This is a genomic window from Nocardiopsis sp. ATB16-24 (assembly GCF_030271535.1).
Lineage (GTDB): Bacteria > Actinomycetota > Actinomycetes > Streptosporangiales > Streptosporangiaceae > Nocardiopsis.
This window is the reverse complement of record NZ_JASCXJ010000013.1, coordinates 148026-167181: the sequence shown is the minus strand read 5'-3', so window position 1 is coordinate 167181 and position 19156 is coordinate 148026. Positions and strand designations below refer to the sequence as shown.

General features: G+C 69.4%; 14 protein-coding genes and 1 rRNA gene. 8 read left to right on the top strand and 7 right to left on the bottom strand.

The window, feature by feature from the left end; translation table 11 throughout:
• Window positions 1–2 precede the first annotated feature (2 nt).
• A 5S ribosomal RNA gene (gene rrf, locus PFX91_RS15710) occupies window positions 3–118 on the top strand.
• A 99-nt stretch (window positions 119–217) separates the two neighbouring features.
• On the opposite strand, the gene PFX91_RS15705 is transcribed toward rrf, so the two are convergent.
• The 4 genes from PFX91_RS15705 to PFX91_RS15690 form a co-directional block, all read right to left on the bottom strand.
• Window positions 218–1273: a M23 family metallopeptidase gene (locus PFX91_RS15705; protein WP_285732550.1), complete on the bottom strand. Its 1056-nt coding sequence runs from the start codon at window positions 1271–1273 to the stop codon at window positions 218–220.
• A gap of 173 nt (window positions 1274–1446) precedes the next feature.
• Entirely contained in the window at window positions 1447–2037 is a 591-nt protein-coding gene (locus tag PFX91_RS15700) for a methylated-DNA--[protein]-cysteine S-methyltransferase (protein ID WP_502888322.1), read from the bottom strand.
• The gene (locus PFX91_RS15695; protein WP_285732579.1) at window positions 2034–3548 is read right to left on the bottom strand and encodes a DNA-3-methyladenine glycosylase 2 family protein; all 1515 of its coding nucleotides are present in this window, start codon (window positions 3546–3548) and stop codon (window positions 2034–2036) included. The genes PFX91_RS15700 and PFX91_RS15695 overlap by 4 nt, the downstream gene beginning before the upstream one ends.
• 69 nt (window positions 3549–3617) lie before the next feature.
• Window positions 3618–4007 carry a hypothetical protein gene (locus tag PFX91_RS15690; RefSeq protein WP_285732549.1) on the bottom strand — a complete coding sequence of 130 codons (390 nt, stop codon included), beginning with the start codon at window positions 4005–4007 and terminating at the stop codon, window positions 3618–3620.
• Between the two features lie 145 nt (window positions 4008–4152).
• Between PFX91_RS15690 and icmB the strand changes: the two genes are divergently transcribed.
• The 3 genes from icmB to sucD all read left to right on the top strand — a co-directional run bounded on the left by icmB (window position 4153) and on the right by sucD (window position 7019).
• Window positions 4153–4563 carry a coenzyme B12-dependent isobutyryl CoA mutase small subunit gene (gene icmB / locus PFX91_RS15685; RefSeq protein WP_285732547.1) on the top strand — a complete coding sequence of 137 codons (411 nt, stop codon included), beginning with the start codon at window positions 4153–4155 and terminating at the stop codon, window positions 4561–4563.
• A 380-nt stretch (window positions 4564–4943) separates the two neighbouring features.
• On the top strand, window positions 4944–6125 hold the full coding sequence (sucC, locus tag PFX91_RS15680) for an ADP-forming succinate--CoA ligase subunit beta (protein WP_285732544.1): 1182 nt from the start codon (window positions 4944–4946) through the stop codon (window positions 6123–6125).
• A gap of 15 nt (window positions 6126–6140) precedes the next feature.
• Entirely contained in the window at window positions 6141–7019 is an 879-nt protein-coding gene (sucD, locus tag PFX91_RS15675; RefSeq protein ID WP_285732543.1) for a succinate--CoA ligase subunit alpha, read from the top strand.
• A 102-nt stretch (window positions 7020–7121) separates the two neighbouring features.
• On the opposite strand, the gene PFX91_RS15670 is transcribed toward sucD, so the two are convergent.
• A complete protein-coding gene (locus PFX91_RS15670; RefSeq protein WP_285732541.1) occupies window positions 7122–7619 on the bottom strand; it encodes a DUF1707 SHOCT-like domain-containing protein in 498 nt (165 codons plus the stop codon).
• 149 nt (window positions 7620–7768) lie between these two features.
• Here PFX91_RS15670 and PFX91_RS15665 point away from each other — a divergent pair, with 149 nt between their 5' ends.
• Window positions 7769–9433, top strand: coding sequence for a cell division protein PerM (locus PFX91_RS15665; protein WP_502888321.1), 1665 nt, complete (start codon window positions 7769–7771; stop codon window positions 9431–9433).
• Between the two features lie 88 nt (window positions 9434–9521).
• On the opposite strand, the gene mfd is transcribed toward PFX91_RS15665, so the two are convergent.
• Entirely contained in the window at window positions 9522–13130 is a 3609-nt protein-coding gene (gene mfd, locus PFX91_RS15660) for a transcription-repair coupling factor (RefSeq protein ID WP_285732539.1), read from the bottom strand.
• A 391-nt stretch (window positions 13131–13521) separates the two neighbouring features.
• Here mfd and cysC point away from each other — a divergent pair, with 391 nt between their 5' ends.
• Window positions 13522–15105, top strand: coding sequence for an adenylyl-sulfate kinase (gene cysC, locus PFX91_RS15655; RefSeq protein ID WP_285732537.1), 1584 nt, complete (start codon window positions 13522–13524; stop codon window positions 15103–15105).
• A gap of 89 nt (window positions 15106–15194) precedes the next feature.
• Entirely contained in the window at window positions 15195–15893 is a 699-nt protein-coding gene (gene mazG / locus PFX91_RS15650; protein ID WP_285732576.1) for a nucleoside triphosphate pyrophosphohydrolase, read from the top strand.
• Between the two features lie 22 nt (window positions 15894–15915).
• On the opposite strand, the gene PFX91_RS15645 is transcribed toward mazG, so the two are convergent.
• Window positions 15916–17379: an FtsW/RodA/SpoVE family cell cycle protein gene (locus tag PFX91_RS15645; protein ID WP_285732535.1), complete on the bottom strand. Its 1464-nt coding sequence runs from the start codon at window positions 17377–17379 to the stop codon at window positions 15916–15918.
• A gap of 381 nt (window positions 17380–17760) precedes the next feature.
• Between PFX91_RS15645 and eno the strand changes: the two genes are divergently transcribed.
• Window positions 17761–19044 carry a phosphopyruvate hydratase gene (eno, locus tag PFX91_RS15635; RefSeq protein WP_285732534.1) on the top strand — a complete coding sequence of 428 codons (1284 nt, stop codon included), beginning with the start codon at window positions 17761–17763 and terminating at the stop codon, window positions 19042–19044.
• The last annotated feature ends 112 nt before the right edge of the window (window positions 19045–19156 follow it).

The following is a 19156-nucleotide window of genomic DNA, read 5'->3' as shown; positions in this document are numbered from 1 at the left end:
TCCGTGGTGGTCATTACTGGAGGGTCACACCCGGTCTCTTTCCGAACCCGGTCGTTAAGCCTCTTGGTGCTGATGGTACTGCCCTGTGGTGGGGTGGGAGAGTAGGTTGCTGCCACGGTTCTTCTTCTGGGAGGGGGAGGGGTTGCCCGAAGAGGGTGGTTCCTCCCCCTTCTCTTTTTCGTGCGGGCTTGTGAACAAGTGAAACGTCGGCGGGTGTCTAGAACCCGTAGTTGTACATCCAGTTGCCCGGGTAGACGGTGCCGACACCGTTACGGTAGGCGTAACCGCCGTACTGCGCTCCCTGCACGAAGGTCCAGCCTCCCATCGTCCTGCCGTTCACGGAGAGGTACCAGCCCGGAGCGTTGGGGTCGGTGTACCCCCTCAACGAGAAGTGGATGTGGGCGCCGGTCGTCGAACCACCGGCGCAGAGACTGTTGCCCTGAGTCCCCAGGTAGTGGCCGACCCCGACGTTGTTACCGGGTAGCCACTGGTAGTTCTCCAGGTGGTAGTAGTCCGTGGAGTATCCGTGGTCGTGGATGACCCGCGTCCAGCCGTTGCACAGACTGTAGGCGTAGCCACCTCGGGCGGCACGGGCCTGACCGTTACCACCGGCGAAGTCCACCGACTGGCCGACCTCTCCGTGGGGACCTCCCGTCATGACCATCGACGTGCCGATGGAGAACGGCAGGCCGATACCGATGTAGCTGGTGGGCGACGCCTCCGAAGGGTTGGTCGAGGAGGCGACGGCCTCCCGTTCCTCCTCCTCCAACAGTGTGGAGTCGGCCAGGATCGAGGAGAACTCCTCGGTCCCCTCCAGCCCGACCCTCCAACCGGCGGGTTCGTGGTCGGCGGCGAACAACCAGGCGTAGGGTTCCTCGTCGGCACCCATGGGCGCGGTCACGATGGCGACGCCGAAGGCCGAGCCGTCGGCGGCCTCGCGGATGTCGACCCGGACCTCGCGGTCCTGGTGGGAGAGCGCGGCGATGGTCGAACCTCGTTCCCGCAGGACATCGGAGACCACCGCGTCGGCCAGCAGTTCCTCTGAGGAGGCGACCGCGGACCCCTCGGGCAGGGCCGCGGTCGCGTCCTCGTCAGCGAGGACCTCGACGTTGTCGGCCCAGGTGAGGAGGTCCCGGTCCGGAACGGGTTGGGCGTGAGCGGTGGAGACCGAGGCGACCAGGGCCGTGGAGGCGGTGAGGACCAGAGTGGTCGTGCCCAGGAAACGGGTTCTGGAGAGCAAGGTACGGAGGACGGGGGTAGCGGGGGCTGTCAACTCTTCTCCTTGTGGGGGGAGTCAGCAGTGCACACGCGACGGATGAGCGCGTTGTTACCAGAGGGTAATGGCGAGTGTGTACGCCGACAAGGGGAGGAGAGCCGTTTTCCGGAGCGCCACTCCACCGCCGTTCCTCGCCTCGAAAAGCGGGGCCCGGCGGCGCCGTGTCCGACTCAGTGAAGCCCCGCGATCCTCTTCTCCAGACCGAGCAGGAACTCCTTCCGTTCCAGACCGCCGGCGTAGCCGGTCAGCGAGCCGTCCGCTCCGATCACCCGGTGGCAGGGAATGACGATGCTGACGGGGTTGCGTCCGTTGGCCATGCCCACGGCCCGGGACGCGGTCGGCCTACCGAGTTCCTCGGCCAACTGGCCGTAGCTCGCGGTCTCTCCGAAGGGGATGGTCGTCAGGGCCGCCCAGACCTTCAACTGCCATTCCGTCCCGACCGGGGCCAGGAGAAGATCGAACTCGCGCAGTTCGCCCGCGAAGTAGCCTTCCAGTTGTCGGACCGCCTCCGCGAAAGGTGCGGGATCGGACAACCAGTTCTCCGGAACGGTCCGGGGCCTTCCCTCCTTCGCCGGGGTGAGGAGCCCGCTCAGCGCCTCCCCGTCTCCGAACAGGGTCAGCTCGCCCACCGGAGACGGCATCGTCGTGTACCGGGTCGGTCCCGGAAGCGGAGCGCGGAACTCCACCGTGGCCCTCCTCTGGGGCGTCACCGGCACCACGTCCAGCGGCAGCATCGCCTGCTCCTCTCGTACGGTGCTCATTCTGTTCCCTCTTCCTTTCCTCGGCTCACACTGACGGACGTGTCCGACAGTGACTCCCACAGCAGGTGTGTGGCATAGGACCGCCACGGACTCCAAGCCTTGGCCTCCCGGGCGGTGGTCACGGGGGTCGCCTTCCTTCCCCGTGCCTCCAACGCCACGCGGACACCGAGGTCACCGTGCAGGAACACGTCGGGGTCCCCGAGTCCACGCATCCGCACGTAGCCCGCGGTCCACGGCCCGATCCCGCGTAGCTCCACCAGGCGTCGTTCGGCCTCGTCCCGGTCGCATCCGGGGCCCAGGTCGACCCGGCCCGAGGCGACCGCGTCGCAGAGGGACCTGAGCGCCTCCCCCCTCGCGGACGGAAGGGAGAACAGGGAGGGATCGGCCTCGGCGAGGACGTCCGGTGAGGGGAACACATGGGTCAGTCCGCCGTCCGGTTTCTCCATGCCGGGTGGCAGTGGTTCCCCGAACCGCTCCACCAACCGTCCCGCGAGTGTGCGGGCGGCCCGTACCGACACCTGTTGTCCCAACACGGCTCGGACCGCCAGCTCGGCCGGGTCCACGTGCCCCGGCGAACGGATCCCCGGGGCCGCGTCCAGAAGCGGTTCCAAGAGCGGATCCTCGCCCAGGACCTCGCCGACCGCGCGCGGGTCCGCGTCCAGATCGAGGAGTCTGCGGCACCGGCGCACCGCGCTGGTCAGGTCGCGTGGTTCCTCCAGACGTAGACGGCACAGCACGTGCCCGCCTCCCGAACCCGTGGTCCCCTCCGAGAGTTCCACGATCCCGTGGCCGTGTGCCAGCCGGAGGGTTCTTCGGTAGACACCCTCACGGTACTCCTCGACGCCGGGTACCGCCCGGTCACCGAGAAAACGCAGTGTCCGGGCCAGGTCGATCGGCTTCCGGTGGGGCAGTCGCAGCGTGATGCTTCCCGGTTCGCCGACGCGGGAGGCCGGAGCGCGCCCCATGGCGCGCATCTCGGTGGGGGAGCGGTCGAAGACCGCCCGCATGGTCTCGTTGAACTGGCGTACGCTCGCGAACCCCGCCGCGAAGGCCACGTCCGCCATCGGCATGTCCGTGGTCTCCACCAACACCCGGGCGGTCTGGGCGCGTTCACTGCGGGCGAGGGCGAGTGGTCCCGCGCCGACCTCGGCCACCAGCAGGCGGTTGAGCTGGCGCCGGCTGTAACCGACGGCGGAGGCCAGGACACCGACCCCACCACGGTCCACGGTGCCGTCCTGGATGAGCCGCATGGCACGACCCACCACGTCCGCGCGCAGGTTCCACTCGGGAGAGCCCGGGGTCAGGTCGGGGCGGCACCGCTTGCAGGCGCGGAAACCCGCCTCCTGGGCGGCCGCCGCCGTCGGGAAGAACCGTGTGTTGACGCGTTTGGGTGTGACGGCCGGGCAGCTCGGGCGGCAGTAGACGCCGGTGGTGCGCACGGCTGTGTAGAAGAGCCCGTCGAAACGCGAGTCCCTGCTGAGTACGGCGCGGTAGCGCTGGTCGTCGTCCATCACGCCATCCATGGTCGCCCATGCGACGGGTCGTAGGCCGGCGGTTTTCGGACATCGACTCCGGGTGGTTCAGGAGGCCTTTCCGTCTTCTGCGTCCGACGTGTCGGTGGGTGTCCGCGACGTCCCCTCGTCCTGGTCGCGGCTCGCCGTGCCCCCGCCGCGGCCCACGTCCTCCCGGGTCTGACCGTGCTCCAGGAGATACTGCACGTAGACCGGACGCAGGGCCTCCTGGACCTCGGGGTCGGTCTCCGCGGACAACGCCTCGTAGAGGAACCCCGACAGTTGGGCGACGCTCGCCTCACTGGCCCCCTCGTTGCCCGCGGCCGCCTGGGCGGCCGGGATCAGTCCGAGGATCCGCCAGAAGAAACGCAGGTCCCAGTGTTGTCGGGCCAGTTCGACGGCGTGTTCCCGCAGCTCTTCCGTGCTGATCTGGTCAAATTCGGTGACATCGTCTCCCATGGTCGGGAAGATACCCGTCCTTTCGCCCGTGACCCGGAAGTGACCTGCGTTACGCTTCATGCGAGTCGATCGGTCTCCTCCCCGGGGCCGGGGATCCTCCCCCGGGAGGGACGGACATCCGGGGAACGTTCGTGGGGGAGTCGCCATGGCCGAGGGCAAGGCGCGGGTGGTCGTCGCCAAACCAGGACTGGACGGGCACGACCGTGGGGTCAAAATCGTGGCCCGGGTGCTGCGCGACGCCGGGGTGGAGGTCATCTACCTGGGTCTGCGCCAGACCCCGGAGATGATCGTGGCGGGAGCACTACAGGAGGACGCCGACGCCATCGGGCTGTCCGTGCTCTCGGGTGCCCACATGACGATGTTCTCCCGGGTACTGGAGCTGTTGAGGGAGAACGGAGCCGAGGACGTCCGGGTCTTCGGCGGTGGCATCATCCCCGACGCCGACATCGCCGAACTCGAACGCATGGGCGTGGCCAAGATCTTCACACCCGGTGCTCCGACCTCGGAGATCGCCGACTGGGTGCGGAAGAACGTTCGTCCGGCCCACGCCGTCTGACCGGCCCTTCGCCGGACGGACCCGGTGCGTGATGTTGGTCGCATCCTCCGAAGGGTCCTCATGCGAGCGAAAAGCGGCCCCGTGGTGTTATTCACCGTGTCGCTGGTCACATATTTTCCCAGGCGGGAACTCCCGCGATGCCTCAGTGGCGGCTTTTGGAGGTCTGAGGGCCGGTGAACACGCACCCGGTGTCCGGCGGTCGGATTTCGGGCGACTAAGCTTTGCGCATGTCGCGGGTGGCAACGCCGCGGCGATCTCGATCTAACGGCTCAGCCCACCGGGCTTTGCGTTGTGTGACACGCGTCAGTGGATCACCGCCGATCAGGACGAGGCCACCCCGGTAGACATCCTGAGCCAGCGAGTTACAAGGACGGACCCTCGTGGACCTGTTCGAATACCAGGCGAAGCAACTCTTCGCAGAGTACGGGGTTCCCGTACCCCAGGGAAAGGTGGCGAGCACGGCCGCTGAGGCACGTGCCATCGCTGAGGAGTTCGCCGCCGCAGGCAAACCCCGCGTCGTGGTCAAGGCGCAGGTCAAGACCGGTGGCCGCGGCAAGGCCGGTGGCGTGAAGGTCGCCGAGAACGCCGAGGACGCCCAGGCCAAGGCCGAGCAGATCCTCGGTATGGACATCAAGGGCCACACGGTCCACCGTGTCCTGGTCGAAGAGGCCTCCGACATCGCCGAGGAGTACTACTTCTCCTTCCTTTTGGACCGCGCCAACCGCACCTTCCTGTCCATCTGCTCCGCCGAAGGCGGGATGGACATCGAGGAGGTCGCCGAGACCAACCCCGAGGCCGTCGCCAAGATCTCGATCGACCCGCTGACGGGGGCTCCGGCCAACGTCGCCGAGGAGATCGTCAAGGCCGGCAGACTTCCCGCGGCCGCCGCCAAGGGAGCCGCCGAGGTCATCACCAAGCTCTGGGACGCCTTCGCCGGCAAGGACGCCACCCTGGTCGAGGTCAACCCCTTGATCCTGACCTCGGACGGCCGCATCGTCGCCCTCGACGGCAAGGTCACCCTGGACGAGAACGCCGAGTTCCGCCAGGACCTGGAGAGCCTGACCGCCCCCGAGGAAGGCGACCCCCTGGAGGTCGCCGCCAAGGCCAAGGGCCTGAACTACGTCAAGCTCGACGGCGAGGTCGGCATCATCGGCAACGGCGCGGGCCTGGTCATGTCCACCCTGGACGTGGTCGCCTACGCGGGTGAGAAGCACGGCGGCGTCAAGCCCGCCAACTTCCTCGACATCGGTGGCGGCGCCTCCGCCGAGGTGATGGCCAACGGGCTGGAGATCATTCTGGGCGACCCGGCCGTCAAGAGCGTGTTCGTGAACGTCTTCGGTGGTATCACCGCCTGTGACGCCGTGGCCAACGGCATCGTCCAGGCTCTGGAACTGCTCGAAAAGCGCGGAGACGACGTCAGCAAGCCCTTGGTGGTGCGTCTGGACGGCAACAACGCCGAGCTGGGCCGCCGGATCCTGGCCGAGCGCGCCCACCCGGCGGTGCGGCAGGTCGACACGATGGACGGCGCCGCCGCGCAGGCCGCCGAGCTCGCGGCGAAGTAAAAAGGGGCACAGACCATGGCTATCTTCCTGAACAAGGACAGCAAGGTGCTGGTCCAGGGCATGACCGGCTCTGAGGGCACCAAGCACACCCGACGCATGCTCGCCTCGGGAACCCAGGTCGTGGGCGGGGTCAACCCGCGCAAGGCCGGGCAGAAGGTCGACTTCGACGGCACCGAGGTACCGGTGTTCGGTTCGGTCGCCGAGGGCATGGCCGCCACCGGCGCCGACGTCACGGTGATCTTCGTACCGCCCAAGTTCTCCAAGGACGCGGTGATCGAGGCGATCGACGCCGAGATCGGTCTCGCGGTGGTCATCACCGAGGGCATCCCCGTGCACGACACGGCCGCGTTCTGGGCGCACGCCCAGGCCAAGGGCGACAAGACCCGGATCATCGGCCCCAACTGCCCGGGTCTGATCACTCCGGGCCAGTCGAACGCGGGCATCATTCCGGCCGACATCACCAAGCCCGGACGGATCGGTCTGGTGTCCAAGTCGGGCACGCTGACCTACCAGATGATGTACGAGCTGCGTGACATCGGTTTCTCCTCGGCCGTGGGCATCGGTGGCGACCCGATCATCGGCACCACGCACATCGACGCTCTCAGGGCGTTCGAGGCCGACCCCGACACCGATGCGATCGTGATGATCGGTGAGATCGGTGGAGACGCCGAGGAGCGCGCGGCGGACTTCATCAAGGACAACGTGACCAAGCCGGTGGTGGGCTACGTGGCGGGCTTCACCGCTCCCGAAGGCAAGACCATGGGGCACGCGGGCGCGATCGTGTCGGGCTCCTCCGGTACGGCCGCCGCCAAGCAGGAGGCGTTGGAGGCTGTGGGCGTCAAGGTCGGAAAGACCCCCAGCGAAACCGCTCAGCTGGTGCGCGAGCTCTTCTAGGGGACCCGAGGTCCTCCACCGGGCTCCGTCCCACCGCACGCGGCGGTGGGGCGGAGCCCTCGTCGCTTCATGGACGCCGGTGAGGACCGCGCACCCCGCGGCTCAGTCGCCGATCTCCTTGGGGCCCTCCTCGCGGCGCCTGTGTCTGAAGGCCATGGTCAGGCCGGGCACCACGAGCAGGAGGAAGACACCGAGGAAGACGGAGATGGCGACGATGTCGCCGGACATGGCCGCGGGCACACCCCAGACGAAGGCCAGGAATCCGGCCCATCCGATCAGGGCTCCCACGTGTGGGCCCTGCTTCTTGCGGTCCACCTCGCGTTCGGAGGAGGCCGACAGGTCCACGGGCGCGGACTTTCGCGGGACGGGTGCGGTGTCGGTCCGCTGTGGGGCGAGGAAGTCCGGTCGCAGGCGTGGCGGCAGGTCCTCGAAGAGTTCCACCAGGTCCAGATTGGTGACGGCCCGCAGAGCGGAGTGGGAACGGGCCTCGTGCTCCTCGACGTCCAGCCGGCCCTCCTCCAAGGCGGTCCGTAGTCCTTTCAGCGCCTCGTCGCGTTCGTCGTCGGAAAGACGGTACCTGTCGGGTTCGGGGGAGGTCATGCGTTTCCATTCGACGGGTGCGGGACCGGACTCGTATGGTACGACGGCGATGGTGAGCGGGGGGTTCCGCTTCGGGAACGCCGGACACCGACACGACACGCGCGGTCGGGATGGCGCGGAGCATTCCGGTCCCTGGCAGCATAAGTCGGGTGAGTACGCCAGGATCTCCCCCTGACCGTGGTATCCCGTCCAAGCGCTCCGGTACCGGTCGCCGCGGCGACGGCAACGTCACGACCCCCGGTGCGACCGGTCCGGGCACGGACGCCCAGGCCTCCAGGCCCCTCTACTCCACCGGAGGGATCGCCGCGGCCACCTCCGCGGGGTTGGGGCTGGCGGTGATCGTCACCCTGACCGTCATCGGTTGGGTGGCCGCGCCGCACGACGCCTTCAGCGAGGAGATCGTCGACATCCTCCAGGGTGCGGTGCTGGCCTGGCTGGTGGGCCACCACGTGTCGTTCTCGGTCCCTGACGGACAGATCGCGCTGTTGCCGTTGGGCCTGGTCCTGTTGCCGGGGCTGTTGCTGTACCGGTCGGGACGGAAGTTGGCGCGCTCCTGCGCCATTCCCCGCCTACGGTACGTGTATCGGGCGGCGCTGGCGATCGCCGGACCCTACGCGGCGATCGCGGGCACCCTGGCACTGTTGGCGCGCACCGAGACCGTGGAACCGAGCATGCCGCGTGCGCTGGTCATGGGGTTCGTGATCGCGTTCCTGGCCGGCGGTCTGGGGGTGCTGCGTCAGTTGATGCGGGACAAGGGCGTGGCCGCACGGGACCTGTTGCGACTGATGCCGGCCCGGTCCAGGTCTTTGGCGGTGGGGGTGCTCGTCTCCACGAGCACGCTCCTGCTGGGCGGCCTGGTGCTTCTCCTGGTGGCTCTGGCCGTCAGTCTGCCCGAGGTGGTCGAGGCGACGCGGGACCTGCGCCCCGGGCTGGTGGGAGGCGCGCTGTTGGTGGTCTTCCAGGTGGCCTACCTGCCCAACGCCGTGGTGTTCGCCGTCTGCTACGCGCTGGGGCCGGGCTTCGCCCTGGGAGCGGGAACGGCGGTGGCGCCGACGGGCGTGTCGGTGGGTGCTCTTCCCATGTTGCCGATGCTGGCCGCGGTGCCCGACAACGGGGCGGCCCCGGTACTGTCCCTCGTCGCGTTGGTGCTGCCCTTCCTGGCGGGCGCGGTGGGCGGTGTGCTGACCCAGCGCAGCGCCCCCGACGTGGTCAGCGAGGCCGCCCCGTTGTGGGGATTCGTGTGCGGGGTGACCACGGGGATACTGTGCGCGGCGCTGGCCGAGGTGGCCGGAGGGCCTCTGGGAGGCGAGAGGCTGAGTGAGGTGGGGCCCTCCCCCTGGCAGGTCGGTCTGGTCGCCGCCCTGGAGGTGGGTGTGGCCGCGGCCGTCGCCGCGTGGGCGGCGAACTGGTGGTACACACGCGGGCTGCGTCCGGCGCGGCCTCGTTCCGCACGACCGGGTGGGGAGCGGGCTCCTGCGTCGGCGGGGAGACCCGGCCCTCGCGCGGTGCGGCTGCCTTCCCACGTCCCGGTCGGTGAGGGTCTGGCCACGGTGACGCCACTGCGTCGCCGCGAACGGGACACGCCTGAGGACGATCGGCAGGACGCGGAGGGCACCACCGGGGGGAGCGCCGAGGGTGAGGAACGCGCGGAGTCCCTTCGCCGACAGTGGGCACGGCGGCGCGAGGAGAGACGGTCCCGCCGAGGCGTGCGCGGCCCCTGGTGGCGACGTGGGGCCGCCGAGGAGGAGACCGAGGAACTGTACGGGATCACCTACGAGGCCGAACCGGGCGAGGTCGACGCTCCCCGGGGGTGACGCGGCGCGCCTTCTCCGCTTCTTGGGAGGGCGCGCACATGTGAAGGAGATCCGCCCCCGGTCCGGCGCTCGGCCCGGGGGCGGGGCGCTAACGCTCCTTGGGCTCCGTCCTGCGCCGGTGCGGCTCGAACACGGCCTCGACCAGTTCGGTGCACCACTTGAGCAGTTCCAGGTCACGCAGCGGTTTGCCGCCCAGGCCGCCGGACTTGGGGACCGGCACCAACAGGGTCCGTGTCGCCTGCTTGTGGAGGGACTTGGGGTACAGCCGCCGCAGACGCAGCTCCTGGGACTCGCGCAGCTCCACGGGGGAGAAGCGGATCTGGTTGCCCTGCATCACCACGTCGGACAGACCGGCCGCCTTGGCCAGGACCCGGAACCGTGCCACCGCCATGAGGTTGTCCACCTGTTCGGGGGGCGTGCCGTACCGGTCGGTGAGTTCCTCGTAGGCGGCGAGGACGTCCTCCTCGCTGGTGACACCGGCGATGCGCTTGTAGGACTGTAGTCGCAGCCGTTCGCCCGGTACGTAGTCGTGCGGGATGTAGGCGTTGATGGGCAGCTCGACCTTGGTCTCGACCTCCTCGGCGGCCTCGGGGTCGCCCTTGAGCTCGGCCACCGCCTCGCCCACCATGCGCACGTACAGGTCGAAGCCCACGCCCGCGATGGTCCCGGACTGTTCCGCGCCCAGGATGTTGCCCGCGCCCCGGATCTCCAGGTCCTTCATCGCCACGTACATGCCCGCGCCCGTCTCGGTGTGCTGGGCCACGGTGGCCAACCGCTCGTAGGCGGTCTCGGTCAGCGGTTTCTCCGGCGGGTACAGGAAGTAGGCGTAGGCGCGTTCGCGGCCTCGACCCACCCGTCCGCGCAGCTGGTGCAGTTGTGACAGGCCGTAGGTGTCGGCGCGGTCGATGATCAGGGTGTTGGCGTTGGGCACGTCCAGACCGGACTCGACGATGGTCGTGCAGACCAGGACGTCGAAGTTCTTCTCCCAGAAGTCGACCATCACCCTTTCGAGCTGCTGCTCGTTCATCTGACCGTGGGCGAAGGCCACGCGCGCCTCGGGCACCAGTCGTTGGATGTGGGCCGCGACCTTGTCGATGGACGCCACGCGGTTGTGCACGAAGAACACCTGCCCCTCGCGCATCAGTTCACGGCGGATGGCGGCGGTGATCTGTTTGTCCTCGTAGGGCCCCACGAACGTCAGGACCGGGTGGCGCTCCTCCGGAGGGGTGAGGATCGTGGTCATCTCGCGGATGCCCGTCAGTCCCATCTCCAGGGTGCGGGGGATCGGTGTGGCCGACATCGCCAGTACGTCCACCTGTGTGCGCAGCCGCTTGAGCGCCTCCTTGTGCTCGACCCCGAAGCGCTGCTCCTCGTCGATGATGACCAGGCCCAGGTCCTTGAAGCGGGTCTCCGAAGACAGCAGGCGGTGCGTGCCGATGACCACGTCCACCTCGCCGGTGCGCAGTCCCTCGCGGGTGACCTCCACCTCGGCGTCGCTCTGGAAGCGCGACATCGGTCGGACCGAGATCGGGAAGGAGGCGTACCGCTCGGTGAAGGTGGACATGTGCTGCTGCACCAACAGCGTGGTGGGCACCAGGAGCGCGACCTGCTTGCCGTCCTGTACCGCCTTGAACGCGGCGCGTACCGCGACCTCGGTCTTGCCGTAACCCACGTCGCCGCAGATCAGCCGGTCCATCGGCACCGGCTTGGCCATGTCCTTCTTGACCTCGTCGATGGCGGCCAGCTGGTCGGGCGTCTCCACGTAGGGGAACGCGTCCTCCAGCTCGCGCTGCCAGGGGGTGTCGGGGCCGAACGCGTGACCGGGCGAGGCCTGCCGGGCCGAGTACAGGCGGATGAGGTCGCCCGCGATCTCCCTGACCACCTTGCGGGCGCGGCTCTTGGCCTTGCTCCACTCGGCGCCGCCCATCTTGGACAGCGTGGGGGCCTCGCCACCGACGTACCGGGTGACCTCTCCCAGCTGTTCGGTGGGGACGAACAGGCGGTCGCCCGGTTGCCCGCGTTTGGAGGGCGCGTACTCGATGAGCAGGTACTCACGGGTGGCGCCCTGTACCTGGCGGCTGACCATCTCCAGGTAACGGCCCACTCCGTGCTGTTCGTGCACGACGTAGTCGCCCGGCTTGAGCTGTAGCGGGTCGACCGTGCCCCGGCGCCTGCTCGGCATGCGTCGCATGTCCCGGGTGGAGGACTTCTGGCCCACCAGGTCGGTTTCGGTGAGCACCACCGTCTGCACGGAGCGCAGCAGGAAACCGTGGTCGACCAGCCCGGTGGTGACCGTGGCCACCGCGGGCCGAGGCGGCGCGGTCAGGTCGGTGACGAGCGAGGCACCCAGTCCCGAGTCGCGCAGCATCGACACCAGGCGTTCGGCGGACCCTTGACCCTGGGTGATCAGCACGACGCTCCAGTTGTCGTGCAGCCATCGTTTGATGTCGGCCAGGGCCCGTTCGGTGTCGCCCCGGTAGGTCTCGGCCGCCATCGCGCCGACGACGACGGCGTCGTCCTCCTCGGCCGCCCCCTGTTCCTCACCGGAGGTGAAGGGCGTCAGCCCCCACCAGGGCAGGCCCAGTCCGGTCGCGGTGGAGCGCAGCTCGGTGATGGACATGTAGGCGGACCCGCCCAGGTCGATGGGCGCCTCACCGCCGGAGGCCGCGTTGATCCATGACGCGTCGAGGAACTCGGCGCTGGTGGCCTCCAGCTCCAGGGCGCGGGTGCGGATGCGCTCGGGGTCGCAGCCCACCACCATCGCGTTCTCGGGCAGATAGGTGAAGAAGGGCTCCATGCGGTCGGCGAGCACCGGCGCGAAGGCCTCCATCCCCTCCACGGCCACGCCGTCGGCGATCCGGTCGAGGACGTCGGCCAGGGAGGGGTGTTCACCGGCCAGGGCCCGGGCGCGCTCGCGCACGGTGTCGGTGAGCAGGAGTTCCCGACACGGCGGCGCGAACAGGCCTGAGGCGGCGTTGGTGCGTGCTCCGTCGCCCTCTCCCTCCACGGGTGCGATGGAGCGTTGGTCGGCGACCTGGAAGTAGCGGATGTCCTCGACGGTGTCGCCCCAGAACTCCAGCCGCAGGGGGTGCTCCTCCGTGGGCGGGAACACGTCCAGGATGCCGCCGCGGACGGCCATGTCGCCGCGTTTCTCGACCAGGTCCACACGGGCGTAGCCGGTGTTGGTCAGGGCGGTGACCACGTCCTCCAACGGGATCTCGTCACCGGGACGGATGCGTACCGGCTCAAGGTCGCCCAGACCGGCCACCAGGGGCTGGAGGACGCTGCGGACGGGGGCCACGACCACCCGTAGCGGGGCGGTCAACGGATCGGAGGGGTCGGGGTGGGCCAGACGGCGCAGTACGGCCAGCCGTTGTCCGACGGTGTCGGACCGCGGTGACAGTCGCTCGTGCGGCAGGGTCTCCCACGCGGGGAAGAGCGCCACCGAGTTCGCGGGGAGCAGGGAGCCCAGCGCGTCGGCCAGGTCCGATGCCTCACGTTCGGTGGCGGTGACCGCGAGCACGGGCCGCCGTGCCCCCACGGGCGCGTCCGCTGCCAAGGCCCCCACCATGAAGGGGCGTAGCGCCGCCGGAGCGACGAGGTCGAGATGGGGATCGGGGCCGCCTCGGGCGGCCTCGATCGCTTTGTGCAGTGCCGGGTCCTGGGAGACGTCGGCGAGAAGTCCAATGAGGCTCATAGCACCAGAAAGTGGAAGTGGTCCGGATCAAGCGGTGGTGGTCGCGGCCCGCGCGGTGAGAAGACGGCTGCGTGAAGTGGGCGCCCGGCACTTCTCAGAGTACCGAGTCCGGTGGTCGCGCGCGGATGGGGTGTGGACGACCGGCGACGCGGAGGTCGCCGGGGACCCACCGGGATCCTGGACGCTCCGGGCTCGGTGCGGGTGGTGGAGCGTATCGGATGAAACCCCTCGCGAACTGCCTCTATTCCGTTTCGGTGGACGCGGGCCGGGTCCTGGTCCGGCTCGGGGCATACGCTAGGACCTGCCCGGTGGTGACACCGTGCCGCTGGGGTATGTGTTCGCAGAGCGTGCCGCTCAGGACGTTTCCGTACCCGGTAAGGAGAGGAACCGCGTGGTGAGTGCCAACAGACGTGGGAGTGGGCCGCGATCCGGTGCCGAACACGTGGACACCCCGGTCTTCACCCCAGGTCCGGACGGGCTCGCGCACCTGGAACTGATCCTCAACGGGACCTACCCGTTGCCCGGATTCATGACCCGGACCGAGGCCGAGGCCGTGTCGAGGGACGCCCGTCTGCCCGACGGGCGCCCATGGCCGGTTCCGGTCATTCTGGAGGTTCCCGAGGAACTGTCCGGTGCCGACCGGCTGACCCTGACCGATCCCGAGGGCGCCCCCCTGGCGGGACTGTCGGTGACCGAGCACTGGCGTGACCAGGGGGGAGGCCACCGTCTGGCCGGTGCCGTACGGCTTTTGCGCCCACCGACGTACGGCGTGCTGCGCGAACTGCGCCCCTCCCCGGCCGAGGTCCGGGCCCAACGCGAGCTGGAGCCCTCGGGCCGCCCCCTCCTGGCCGTGGTCACCGACAGGCCACTGCACCATCGGGCGTTGCACCAGATCCGGGCCGAGTCCCAGACCTTGGGCAGGGCCTACGGAGAGGGAGAGCGCGCCGAGGTGCTGGTGCTCATCGACACCGGTCTGGAGGACGAGGGCATGGCCCCGGCGGTACTGGCCGCCGAACCCTTGCTGCCCGCACGTACCTCGTTCGTGGTGTGCACGTTGCCGCGGACCGCCGATCGCTCCCGAGGGGCGCTCGGTGGGGTGTGGGGGCCACGCGAGGTGGGTCTGGCCGCGCACGTGGCCGCCGCCTACGGGGCCACCCACATGATGGCGGTGACCGACGGAGAGGGCTTGGACGTGGAGCGCGTCATGGCCCGGCGTCCGCCCCTGACCGTGCTCGCCCCCGAACCCTGGCGTCACTCCGCCGCCCAGGGACTGTGGATGCCGCTCACCCAGGTCGACCCGACCGAGGCCCGAGCCGAGCTGACCGACGCACAGGTGGAGACGGAACTGGCACACGGGCGGGAGCTGCCCGCGTGGTTCACTCCGGCCAGGGTGGGGGCGGAGCTGGCGAGGTTGCGTCCCGCCCGTACCAAGAGGGGACTGACCCTGCTCTTCACCGGCCTGTCGGGGTCGGGCAAGTCCACCATCGCCCGCGGCGTGTGCGACGGTATCCGCCGGTCGGGGCGGTCGGTGACCCTCCTGGACGGCGACGTGGTGCGGCGCATGCTCTCCAGCGAGCTCACCTTCTCCCGGGAGCACCGGGAGCTGAACATACGCAGGATCGGGTACGTGGCCTCGGAGATCACTAGGCACGGCGGGGTCACGGTGTGCGCGCCGATCGCCCCCTACGCCGCCGGCAGGGCCGAGGTACGGGCGATGGTGGAGGAGTTCGGCGACTTCTTCCTGGTCCACGTGGCCACCCCGCTGGAGGTGTGCGAGGCTCGCGACCGCAAGGGTCTGTACGCCAAGGCCAGGGAGGGGAAGATCCCCGAGTTCACGGGGATCTCCGATCCCTACGAGGAGCCGCAGGACGCGGACCTGGTGGTGGACACCGAGGGGATCACACCCGAGGAGTCCGTGGCCCGGGTCATGGCCGCCCTGCGCGAGGGCGGATGGCTGCCCGATCACGACGGTTGACACCCGTGGACACGACTGCGAGAGGACGAGGGTTGGACGACACCGGAGGCGGAGCCGAGGGGCACCGACTGCTGCGCCTGGTCGAGGTGATGCGGACTCTGCGCAGGGAGTGTCCGTGGGACCGGGAGCAGACGCACGAATCGCTCGCCGGATACCTGATCCAGGAGTCCTACGAGACCCTGGAGACCATCGAGAACGGTGACATCGCGCTGCTGCGCGAGGAACTGGGCGACGTCCTGCTACAGGTGGTCTTCCACGCGGCGATCGCCGCCGAACGGCCCGAGGGCGATCCGGAGCGGTTCACGGTGGACGACGTCGCCGACGCCATCATCGACAAGATGACCCGCCGGCACCCGCACGTGTTCGGCGGTGTGGAGGTGTCGGGGGCCGAGGAGGTGCGCACCAACTGGGAGGCCATCAAGGCCGCCGAGCGTGCGGAGAAGGCCGTGGCGGCCGGTGGGGAGGGGGAGACCTCCGTCCTGGACGGGGTGCCGTTCGCCCAACCCGCGGTGATGCTCGCCCACGAGTTGCAGAAGAGGGCCGTGCGCAACGGCTTCCCCGCGGACCTGGTCGGTGACGACGGAGGCGAGGGCGGTGAACTGTTCGCGGCGGTGGCGGCCGAACGCGAACGGGGGCGCGACGCCGAGACCGACCTGCGGTCGGCGGCCCGACGGTTCGACGCCCGTGTCCGGGCGGCCGAGGACGTCGCGCGCGAGGACGGACGCGAGCCCCGCGAGCTGTCACGGGAGGAATGGCGGTCCTACTGGGTCCGTGTCGCGCGGGTGTGACGGGTCGTGGCGCGCGCCGCGGTCAACCCTCCTCTCCTCCCCGCCGACCCGGAGACCGGGGAGGAGCGTTCACACGGATCACCTCGGTGGTGGGGTCCTCGGGTGCGGGCCCGGTGCCCGAGGACTCCTGGGGGCGGCGCGCGGTCTCGCTGATCACCAACCACATCCCGACGATCGACCAGTTGGCCATCAGGGCGGATCCCCCCGCGGACAGGAACGGCGTCGTCATACCGGTCAGCGGGATGATCAGTGTCGCCCCGCCCAGGACGATGAACACGTCGAACGCGGTGAGGAAGGCGTACCCGAGCGCGGTCAGTTTCAAGAACCACTCCCGTGCGGCCAGGGCGATCCGGAAGCCACGCTGGGCCAACAGGAGCAGGAGGAGCAGTACCGCCATGAGACCGGTCAGTCCGAGCTTCTCGCCCACCGACACCAGGATCAGGTCGCTGTCGGCCGCGAACACCTCCTGGACGAAGCCGCCGTGGAAGCCGGTACCCGTCAGACCGCCCTCGGCGAGCGCGAACAACCCCTCCACGATCTGGAAGCTGCCACCGGGGCGGCCGTAGACGTCGGGGTCGAAGGCCTTCGCCCAGATCTCCACGCGATTCCGTACGTGTCCGAACAGCAGGTACGCCACGTACGCGCCGGCCGCGAACGCCACCAGGCCGATGAGGACCCACGACTTGCGCGCGGTGGCGGCGTAGAGCACCGCCAGGAACGTGCCGAACAGCAACAGCGAGGTTCCCAGGTCCTTGGTCCCCACCAGGAGCAGGATCGCCACGCCCCAGCCCACGGCCATGGGCGCCAGGTCCCGGGCCCGGGGCACGCTGAACACCTTCAGCCGTCCGATCCGGACCGTTCGGGTGACGAGCGCCATCACCTCCCGGCGTCGGCCCAGGTAGGAGGCGAGGAAGACGACCAACAACACCTTGGCGAACTCCGAGGGTTGCATGGTGAACGGGCCCAGGCCGATCCACCGGCGCGCACCCAGTACCTCGTGCCCCAGGGGTGACAGCGGTAACAGGAGCAGGAGCAGGGCGACCGCAGCGATCAGGTAGGGGTACACGCTCAGCCGCCACGGGTGGCGCACGAACAGCACCACGGCCGCGCACAGGGCCATTCCCGCCACGGTCCACACCAGTTGCCGGTCGGCCTCCCCGTGTCCCGGCCCGTCGGGACCGGTCATCTGGAGGACCCAGATCATGGTGAGGCCCAGCCCGTTCAGGACGGTGGCGACCGGTAGGAGGACGGGGTCGGCGTAGGGGGCCCTCAGACGCAGGAGCACGTGCAACCCGAGCGCTCCGGCACAGATCACCGCGAAGTAGGCCGCCAGGACCGGGGCCACCCCTCCGGTGACCGACAACGACGCCGACAGCAGGGTCGCGGCCACGGTCGGCAGGGCCGCCGCCAGCAGACGCAGTTCGGTGTTCCGCCGCGGCACGGGGGGCAGGGCCCCGTCGACGTTTCCGGTCTCGGGAGAGCCCATGTCCTCGGTCGTACCGCCGTCCGTGTCGGTGCCCGGCCCTGGGGGCGGGTGTCTCGTTCCCGAGCGCGAGCGCGCCCTTGCACTATAGGCGGCCGGGTCGTGGGCCCTCCGGGGCTTCGCCCGACATCAGGGGGCGCGGGGGAGTCCAGGTCCAGGGCCTCGGCGGCATCCAGGACGTCTGCGTCATGTTCTGCCCCGCGGAGACCGCGACCCACCGTGAGCGGGCCGTGGACATTGCCATGGCGGCGTTGAAGTCCGGCTTGTCCGATGTGGACTAGACCAATTCCGCCGGGTGCGCGCATCCTCGCCAGCACGGTGTCGCTAGTCTCGTGTCGGGTCCTGAACCAGTGGTCCGCAAACCCGAAGAGACGGAGAAAGACCGTGGCGTCCATCGAGGCAGTACAGGCGCGGGAGATCCTTGACTCCCGGGGAAACCCGACAGTCGAGGTCGAGGTTCTGCTCGACGACGGAAGTATCGCGCGCGCGGGTGTCCCCAGCGGCGCCTCCACCGGCCGGTTCGAGGCCGTCGAGTTGCGTGACGGCGGCGACCGCTACGGCGGCAAGGGTGTGACCAAGGCCATCACGGCCGTCAACGACGAGATCGCCGACGAGCTGCTCGGTCACGCTCCGGACGAACAGCGCATCATCGACCGTGCGCTCATCGACCTGGACGGCACCCCCGACAAGTCCCGGATCGGCGCCAACGCGATCCTGGGCGCCTCCCTGGCCGTGGCCAAGGCCGCCGCCATCGAGGCGGGGCTGCCCTTGTTCCGCTACATCGGCGGTCCCAACGCGCACGTGCTTCCCGTACCGATGATGAACATCCTCAACGGTGGAGCGCACGCCGACAGCAACGTCGACATCCAGGAGTTCATGATCGCTCCGATCGGCGCCTCGACCTTCGCCGAGGCCGTCCGTTGGGGCACCGAGGTCTACCACTCGCTCAAGGCGGTCCTCAAGTCCCACGGACTGGGCACCGGCGTGGGCGACGAGGGCGGGTTCGCCCCCGACCTGGACAGCAACCGCGCGGCGCTCGACCTCATCGTGGAAGCCATCGAGAAGGCCGGGTACACCCCGGGCACCGACATCGCGCTGGCCTTGGACGTGGCCGCCAGTGAGCTGTTCGACGATGGTGTGTACACCTTCGAGGGGCGGTCGCGCACCGCCGACGAGATGGCCGCCTACTACGCCGAGCTGGTGGAGTCCTACCCGCTCGTCTCGATCGAGGACCCTTTGGACGAGGAGGACTGGGAGGGCTGGAGGAAGCTCACCGAGCAGCTCGGCGACCGGGTCCAGCTCGTGGGCGACGACCTGTTCGCCACCAACCCCGAGCGGCTCCAGCGCGGCGTCCTGGCCGACACCGCCAACTCGCTGTTGGTGAAGGTCAACCAGATCGGCACCCTCACCGAGACCCTGGACGCGGTCGCCCTGGCCCAGCGCAGTGGTTACACGGCCATGATCAGTCACCGCTCCGGCGAGACCGAGGACACCACCATCGCCGACATCGCGGTGGCCACCAACGCCGGGCAGATCAAGACCGGTGCCCCGGCGCGCAGCGAGCGGGTCGCCAAGTACAACCAGTTGTTGCGCATCGAGGAGGAGCTCGACGACGCCGCCGTCTACGCGGGCGTGTCGGCCTTCCCGCGCTTCGCCAAGCGCGGCTAGTCTGCCCCCGTGCCCCGCGAATCCGAGCAGCAACGTCCAAAAGCTAAGAAGGCAGCCAAAACCGACAAGTCGGGTCGGCGGCCTGCTCGGAAGGCCGCGGGGACCGTCGGCT

What these genes read in the sequence shown, in the direction of transcription:
- PFX91_RS15700 (WP_502888322.1), bottom strand. Translation starts at nt 2,037, where the DNA reads ATGAGCACCGTACGAGAGGAGCAGGCGATGCTGCCGCTGGACGTGGTG.
- PFX91_RS15695 (WP_285732579.1), bottom strand. Translation starts at nt 3,548, where the DNA reads ATGGACGACGACCAGCGCTACCGCGCCGTACTCAGCAGGGACTCGCGT.
- PFX91_RS15690 (WP_285732549.1), bottom strand. Translation starts at nt 4,007, where the DNA reads ATGGGAGACGATGTCACCGAATTTGACCAGATCAGCACGGAAGAGCTG.
- icmB (WP_285732547.1), top strand. Translation starts at nt 4,153, where the DNA reads ATGGCCGAGGGCAAGGCGCGGGTGGTCGTCGCCAAACCAGGACTGGAC.
- sucD (WP_285732543.1), top strand. Translation starts at nt 6,141, where the DNA reads ATGGCTATCTTCCTGAACAAGGACAGCAAGGTGCTGGTCCAGGGCATG.
- PFX91_RS15670 (WP_285732541.1), bottom strand. Translation starts at nt 7,619, where the DNA reads ATGACCTCCCCCGAACCCGACAGGTACCGTCTTTCCGACGACGAACGC.
- mfd (WP_285732539.1), bottom strand. Translation starts at nt 13,130, where the DNA reads ATGAGCCTCATTGGACTTCTCGCCGACGTCTCCCAGGACCCGGCACTG.
- mazG (WP_285732576.1), top strand. Translation starts at nt 15,195, where the DNA reads ATGCGGACTCTGCGCAGGGAGTGTCCGTGGGACCGGGAGCAGACGCAC.
- PFX91_RS15645 (WP_285732535.1), bottom strand. Translation starts at nt 17,379, where the DNA reads ATGGGCTCTCCCGAGACCGGAAACGTCGACGGGGCCCTGCCCCCCGTG.